Origin of the sequence: Synechococcus sp. BA-120 BA3, assembly GCF_034931285.1 — a bacterium.
Taxonomy (GTDB): Bacteria; Cyanobacteriota; Cyanobacteriia; order PCC-6307; family Cyanobiaceae; genus Cyanobium.
Genome location: NZ_JAYGHZ010000069.1, coordinates 1 through 6944, shown reverse-complemented (window position 1 = coordinate 6944; position 6944 = coordinate 1). Strand labels below are relative to the sequence as shown.

At 72.2% G+C, this 6944-nt stretch carries 7 protein-coding genes; 1 reads left to right on the top strand and 6 read right to left on the bottom strand.

The window, feature by feature from the left end; genetic code table 11:
- On the bottom strand, nt 1–647 hold a 647-nt coding region (locus VB737_RS04750; protein ID WP_500311574.1), incomplete at its 3' end, for an alpha/beta hydrolase.
- Between VB737_RS04750 and VB737_RS04745 the strand changes: the two genes are divergently transcribed.
- Complete coding sequence (locus VB737_RS04745; RefSeq protein ID WP_500311572.1) at nt 635–1876, top strand: MFS transporter; 1242 nt, start codon at nt 635–637, stop codon at nt 1874–1876. The genes VB737_RS04750 and VB737_RS04745 overlap by 13 nt on opposite strands.
- Here the strand turns inward: VB737_RS04745 and VB737_RS04740 are convergent.
- From VB737_RS04740 to VB737_RS04720, 5 genes are all read right to left on the bottom strand, one after another.
- Nucleotides 1850–2083 (bottom strand): hypothetical protein, encoded by a 234-nt coding sequence (locus VB737_RS04740; RefSeq protein WP_500311570.1) that lies wholly within the window; start codon nt 2081–2083, stop codon nt 1850–1852. The two genes, VB737_RS04745 and VB737_RS04740, sit on opposite strands and share 27 nt — an antisense overlap.
- Before the next feature lie 34 nt (nt 2084–2117).
- Nucleotides 2118–3302 (bottom strand): lipocalin-like domain-containing protein, encoded by a 1185-nt coding sequence (locus VB737_RS04735; RefSeq protein ID WP_500311568.1) that lies wholly within the window; start codon nt 3300–3302, stop codon nt 2118–2120.
- A complete protein-coding gene (locus tag VB737_RS04730) occupies nt 3299–5950 on the bottom strand; it encodes an ABC transporter permease (protein ID WP_500311566.1) in 2652 nt (883 codons plus the stop codon). Before VB737_RS04730 ends, VB737_RS04735 begins: the two co-directional genes overlap by 4 nt.
- Nucleotides 5947–6579, bottom strand: coding sequence for an ATP-binding cassette domain-containing protein (locus VB737_RS04725; RefSeq protein ID WP_500311564.1), 633 nt, complete (start codon nt 6577–6579; stop codon nt 5947–5949). The genes VB737_RS04730 and VB737_RS04725 overlap by 4 nt, the downstream gene beginning before the upstream one ends.
- A 41-nt stretch (nt 6580–6620) precedes the next feature.
- On the bottom strand, nt 6621–6944 hold a 324-nt coding region (locus tag VB737_RS04720), incomplete at its 5' end, for an iron chelate uptake ABC transporter family permease subunit (RefSeq protein ID WP_500311562.1).

Below are 6944 nucleotides of genomic sequence, written 5' to 3'. Positions count from 1 at the left end.
GCCACGGCCAGCCCCAGCCGCCGGGGCCTCAGGGGGGTGCGATCGGCGAAGGCCAGGGGGCCGGTGCGGCGCTCCGGCAGGGCCAGGGCCTGGAGGCGCCGCAGGGCCTGGCGCTGCAGGTCGATCTGCTCACGCCACTGCACGGCCAGCTCGTAGAGCCCGTCGAGCTGCAGGCTCAGCCGCTGCACCGGCAGGGCCCGCAGCAGGCCGATGGTGGAGACGTCCTGACGGGACTCCAGCAGCCGGCGCAGCGTCGTCTGCAGCACCGCCGTGGTGCTGCGGCCATCGGCCGTGGTCAGCAGGTCCCCAAGACGGGCCATCATCTGGCTGCCGGCCCAGCTGTCGAGCAGCTGCTGGCCGAAGCTGGTGTCCCGCAGCAGGGGGGCGCGCAGCAGGATCTTGAGGTCCTGGCGGCTGCGGGGGTCGAGCAGATCCAGCCAGACCGCCAGATCCCCACCGCCGCCGCTCCGGCCGGCGGGGCTCCGGGTCCAGCCGTCGAGCTGCTCGAGGTTCACCGGCAGCTCCAGGCCATCGAAGCGGAGCTCCAGCACCTCCGCCGCAGCCACCGGCGGCACGAGGGGCGTCCCGGCGATCAGCAGACTGGCCAGCAGACCCTTGAACGGACGAAGGCGGAGTGGAACAGGCACAGGGGAGGGCCAGGGCGCGGTCCTGGTTCACCCAGTTTCCAGCAGCCCTGCGCCATCTCGCCCTGATTCGCGTCATCGCCATGCTCGGAGCGGGCGGCGTGCTTTATCTGACGCCGATGGTGTTCCACCAGGCGCAGTTCAGCGCGGCCCACGTCACCGAAGGGCTGGCCCTGGCCGCCGTGGCGGGCACCTTCGGCCGGATCCTCAGCGGTCTCCTGCTGGATCGGGGGCTGAACTGCGCGGTTCCGGTGCTGCTGACGGCCCTGATGGCGATCGCCGGCGACGCCCGGCTGATGGCGGCCGGCTCCTTCGGCGGTTACCTGCAGGGGCAGGTGCTGCTTGGGGTGGCGGTGGGCTTCTACTGGCCGGCGATCGAGCTGGCGGTGCCGCTCAGCTGCGCGGCGGTGGGGTCGGGCATGCCGGTGGGTTCGGGCCGGGCCTTCGCCCTGATGCGCAGCGCCGATGCCCTGGGCATTGCCGCCGGAGCCCTGGTGGGGGCGGTGCTCGCCTGGCGGGGATGGCTGCGCGGCATCTACGCCGTGGACATCGGCTGCATGCTGCTGCTGCTGCTGGTGCTGTCGTACCGGGGCCTGCCGGATCCCAGGCCCAGGGAACGGCTGGCCCACCCCAGTCCCTGGGGCCCCTGGCTGCCCGGCCTGGTGCCGCTGCTGGCCGTCGCCGTGCTGGCCACGGCCATGCCGGCCCTGATGCAGAGCGCCCTGCCCCTGGAGCTGGTGCGAGGCAGCCTGCTGCGGCGCGCCCTGCCGGTGAGCCTGGGTGCCTTCACCATCGGCCTGCAGCTGGCGCTGCTGCTGCTGTTGCAGTGGCCGGTGGGCCAGGCCCTCGCCCGCCGGCCGGTGACGACAGGTCTGAACCTCAGCCTGCTCAGCTTCGCCACCGGCAACCTGCTGCTGGCGGCCTCCGCCTTCAGCGAACGGGGTCTGGCGCTGCTGCTGCTCGCCCAGCTGCCCCTGGCCCTCGGGATCGCCTGTTTCCTGCCCACCGCCACGGAAGCGGTGGTGGAACGCAGCCCGATCGAGCACCAGGGCCTGGCCCTGGCGCTGCTATCCCAGTGCTTCGCCATCAGCGGCTTCGGCGCGCCGCTGCTGGCCGGCCGGCTGCTGGACGGCCAGGGCCATGGGGCCGGACTCTGGCTGCTGATGGCCGTGGCCTGCCTGGGGGGGCTGCTGCTGGTGCGGGGCCTAGGCCCCCGCCGGGCGCTCCCCTGAGGCGGCGGCCTGCCGCTCCACCCAGGCCTCATGGGGCAGGGGCTCGGTGCCGTACTCCCAGTCGTCGTAATCGGGGTCGTTGCGGATGCGGCGGTGGATCTCCTTCTGGACCTCGAAATTGTGGGGATGCTCGGCGGCCGGGCCGGCGGTGGCGTCGGCCTCCTCCGAAGGGGGGGACGGGATCCCGGGATGGTCCGCTGCTGCCATGGCCCTTCGCTCCTGCTGGGGCCATCCTCGCCGATCATCCACCCCGCAGACCATCGAGGCGGTCGACGTAACCGGTGAGCTCGCCATAGCCGCGGCCCCGCAGCGGCCGATCGCCCCGGTGGCCCTCGTAACGCAGCGCCCCCTCCCAGTAGGTGGCCGAGGCCGTGGTCAGCTCCTGGTCGGCCATCTGCGGCGTGATCGCCAGCTCCAGATCCAGCCGCGGAATCGTGAGGGTCCAGGCGGCGGGGTAGGTGGCACCGCTGTGGGGGCTCCGCCAGCTGCGCTTCACCGTGAGCGTGTAGTCGTCGGCGCCGAGCTCCACCGCCTCGTCGCCGGCGATCCAGCGGCCGCCGCTGAAGGGCTCCTTGCCGCCGTCCTCCCGGCGCAGGCCGTAGAGCATCAGGGCGGAGCCGTCCTCGAACTGGGCGGAGAACCAGTCCCAGCCGACGGTGCCGGGGCTGAGGACGCTGGTGGAGAACTCATGGTCCTTCCAGCTGACCCCACGGACCGCGTAGGTGTGGCCCGCCACGGTGACCGTGCCCTCGGTGGGCTGCTGCACCAGGGAGTAGTAGTGCGAGGCGTTGCCGGGCTCGGGCCCCTTGCGGCTGAGGCCGTCCTGGCCCTGGAGCACCGGGGGCCGGCTCTGGCGGAGGCTCAGGTCGATGGCCATGGCGTCGGTGCCGGCCTGCAGCCGCACCCGGTCGGGGCCCTCGGCGCTGATGCGCCAGTCGTTGAGCCAGACCGCATAGGGATCGGCCTCAGCGCCGGCCAGGCCCAGGGCGCCGCGGGCGAAGCGCTCCTCCTGCAGGAAGGAGCCGTTGGTGATGTCGCTGACGGTGAAATGGGCGGAGAAGACCTGGGGGGTGCGCCAGCGGGAGCCGGCGCTTGCCCCAGCGGGATCGGGAGAGGCTGAGTCGTCGGCGACGGCGGGGGCCAGGGCCTGGCGGAAGATCGTCAGCTGGTAGCCGAAGGGGCGTCCGTCGTCGCCCTCCAGGTTGCCCGTGTAGTACCACCACTCGGTCCGGTACGCGGGATGGGGGCCGAAGTCGGCGGGGAACTGCCAGTCCCGCGGAGTGAAGGCCCGGTCGAATCCCTCGGGCTCCGGCGCCTCCCCCCAGCGGATGCCGCTGCTGGCCCCGGCCGGGGTCGCTCCGGCCAGGCCCAGCAGCAGCACGGCCACCAGGGCCAGCAGGGTGCGCAGGGGATGGGGGTGGTTCATTCCTGCCGCAGGGCCTCGCTGATGTTCATGCGGCCGAGGCGCAGGGCCGGGTAGAGACCCGCCAGCAGCGCCGCCCCCACCGCGACCAGCAGGGACTGGACGAAGAAGCGGGGCTCCAGGGCGATCTGCAGGGTCCAGCCGAAGGAGCGCACGTTGATCACATGCACCAGGACCCAGGCGAGCACGTAGCCGAGGGGCATCGAGCAGATGCCGGCCAGCAGGCCCATCAGGCCGGTCTCCAGCAGGGTGAGGCGCCCCAGCTGGAGGGGCGTCATGCCGCCGGCCCGCAGCACGGCAAACTCCCGGCCCCGCTCCAGCTGCAGGCTCATCAGGGTGCTGAAGATGCCGATGAAGGCCACCAGCACCGTGAGCAACTGCAGGGCGCCGGTGATGGCGAAGGTGCGATCGAAGATCTCCAGCGATCCCTGCCGCAGGGCGCCGTTGGTCTGCACCAGCAGGCTCTGGCGGCTGCGGAAGCCCTCCCGCAGGTCGGCCGCCACCGCCTCGGGCTCCACGCCCGGGGCGAGGAACAGACCCAGGGAGGCGACGTTGTCGTCGTGCCAGAGCTCCGCCACCTGGGCGCGGTCCATCAGCACGCTGCCGCGGTCGGAGGAATAGTCGTAGAAGACGGCGACCACCGGGAAGCTGCGCTCGCCGTCAGGGGTTTCGAGCCTGACCTGCTCGGGGATGGCGCCCTGGCCATCGCGCAGATAGACGGCCTCGGAGAGGATCACCCCCTCTTTGGCCGCCAGGGCGGCGAAGGGATCGTCGACGCCCGGGCGGACCCAGGCGTAGGGGCGCCGGCCGGCGGAGACGTCGCCACCGGCGGCGATCAGGGTGATGTCCCGGTCCTGGTCGAGCAGGTGCACATCGAAGCTGTTGAAGGTGACCACGGCCCGGAGGTCGGGGCGCGCCGCGACGGCCTGGACGATGGCGGGATCCACCTTGCCCAGCACCCGGTTGGCGGTGGTGCTGGGCGGGGAGACGAACAGGTCGGCCTGCAGGGTCTGGTCGAGCCAGGTGACCACCGTGCCCCGGAAGGAGCCGATCATGATCGAGAGCCCCACGATCACCGACACCGCCACCATCAGGGCCGCCACGGCCACCGCGGTGCGGCTGAGGGAGCGCAGGATGTCGCGGGGGGCGAGGCGGGCCACCACACCGAAACCGCCACCGGCCCTGCCCAGGGCCGCCATGACGGCGGCCAGCACCGGCGGCATCAGCAGGGCGGCCCCCATCAGCAGGGCGAACAGGCCGGCGAAGGCAGGCACCAGGCCCCGGCTGTCCCAGCGGAGCAGCAGCACCCCCAGGCCGCCACTGAGAACGGCCGCCGGCAGGAACCAGGGCAGCAGCCGCTGCCAGCCGGCCTCGAGGCTGGAGCGCTGCAGGGTCATCTGGGGCGGGGTGGCCATCGCCTCCCAGGCGGGCAGGGCCGAGGCCACCAGGGCCGACGCCACCCCCACGAGCATCCCCTTGGCCAGGGTGAACCCCGAGAGGCTGATCTGCCGCACCGAGACCACGAAGTAGAAATCGTTGATCGTCTGGGTGATCAGCCCGACGACGGTGCGCCCCAGCAGCACCCCCAGCACCAGGCCCAGCAGGGACCCCACCAGGCTGAACAGGGCCGCCTCGCCCAGGATCAGGCTGAACAGCTGGCCCCGGGTCACCCCCAGGCAGCGCAGCACCCCGAACAGGCTGCGGCGCTGCACCACGCTGAAGGTGACCGTGTTGTAGATGAGAAAAATGCCCACCACCATGGCCAGCAGGCTCATGGCGGTGAGGTTGAGCTCGAAGGCAGCCGTCATCTGCTGCACAGCGTTGCCCCGTGCCGCCGCCGCCTCCAGCTTCAGCCCCGAAGGCAGCCAGGTGCGGATGGCGTGCTCCTGGGCGGGGCCCTCGAGGATCAGATCGATGTGGCCCAGCGCCGGGGCCGCCGCGGCGCCGGCGGGGGCGAGCAGGTCCTGGGCGGTGGCGATGTCGACCAGCAGCAGGGTCTCCAGCCCCCGGCGCTCCAGGGCCGAACCACTGCTGACGCTGCCCACCAGCCGCAGGGCCGACGTCCTCCCGCCCAGATCGAGATGGAGGGTGCCGGAGGCGTCGGCGGCGCCGGGGTGGAGGCCGAAGCGCGCCGCGGTCTCGGCGGCGATCACCGCCGTGCCGGGCTCGGTGAGGAAGGGCACGAAGCCCCTGCCCCCTGGTCGGCCACCGCCACCTTGGCCGCCGCCCCCCTGACCATCGCCCTCGCCGCCCAGCAGACCGCGGAAGGGCGCCTCGCTGAACAGATCCACCCCCACCAGCCGCAGCAGTTCCCCGTCCAGCTCCTCGGCCCGGCCGTAGGCCTCGATCACCGGCGCGGCGGGGATCTCCGGGAAGCGGCGGCGCAGCGCCACGAAGGTGGCGTCGGGGACACCACCGGGGCCGATCGCCACGACGCGATGGCTGGTGCGGCCGGTGATGGCGTCGGTGGAGAGGGAGAAGGCCCGCTGGGCCGAGCCGCTGGCCAGATCGATCGACACCAGCATCGCCACCCCCAGGGCGATGCCCAGGATGCAGAGCAGGTACTGGAGCGGGCGCCGACGCCAGCGCCGGGCCGCCAGGCGCCACAGGGGCCCGCTGCGGACCACGGGCGGTGCATCCCCCTGGCTCATGCCGCCACCGCAGCCGCGGGGGCGGACGATTCGAACAGGTGGCCCTCCTGCACCCGCAGCACCCGATCGGCCCGGTCGGCGATGGCCCCGTTGTGGGTGGCCATGATCAGGGTGCGGCCGTGCTGGCGGGTGAGGTCGACCAGCAGCTCGAGCACCTGCTCGCCGGTGTGTTCGTCGAGGTTGCCGGTGGGCTCGTCGGCCAGGATCAGGAGGGGCTCGAGCAGCAGGGCGCGGGCGATGGCCACCCGCTGCTGCTGGCCGCCGGAGAGGCGGTCGAGCGAGCGGTTGGCGAGATCGCCCAACTCGAAGCGGGCAAGCGCCTCTTCGACCATCGCCTTGTCCTCAGCCGTCATCCGCCCGCCGCTATGCGGGAAGCGGCCGAAGCCGACCATTTCGTGCACGCTGACGCGTGGCGGCGGGCCGGACTCCTGCCGGAGGATCGCGAGCTTCTTGGCCAGCACCTTGCCGGGTGTCGAGCCGACCGGCAGCCCGTCGATGGTGACGGATCCCTGCTGCAGCGGCAACAGCCGGGCGGCAAGCGAGAGAAGCGTCGATTTGCCAGCCCCGTTCGGGCCGACCAGGGCGGTGAGGCCACCCCTCGGCAGAACGAGGTCGATGCCTTCGAGCACGCGCTGGCCCTCGCGATCAAGGCTGACGGATTGAAATTCGATCATCGGGTTCGCCTCGCAAACAGAAGCAGGATGAAGACAAGGCCGCCGAGGAAATCGACGACGACAGAGAGCGTGCCGGCCTGGCCAAGCCCGTGCTGCAACAGCGTCTGTCCGCCGACCAGCACGCTGACGCCGAGAGCCATGGCCACGACGAAGACGGAGCCATGCCGGCGCGAGGATGTGAGCCGTTCGGCAAGCGCTGCGATCAACAGGCCGAAAAAGGTGACGGGGCCGACAAGTGCTGTGGAAACGGCGACCAGAGCCGAGACGGTGATGAGCTGCACCAGCACCACCCGGTTCCAGTCGAGACCGCGGCCGATCGC

Excerpts from the sequence above, each read along its gene's own strand:
- VB737_RS04740 (WP_500311570.1), bottom strand. The coding sequence starts at position 2,083 with ATGGCAGCAGCGGACCATCCCGGGATCCCGTCCCCCCCTTCGGAGGAG.
- VB737_RS04735 (WP_500311568.1), bottom strand. The coding sequence starts at position 3,302 with ATGAACCACCCCCATCCCCTGCGCACCCTGCTGGCCCTGGTGGCCGTG.
- VB737_RS04730 (WP_500311566.1), bottom strand. The coding sequence starts at position 5,950 with ATGAGCCAGGGGGATGCACCGCCCGTGGTCCGCAGCGGGCCCCTGTGG.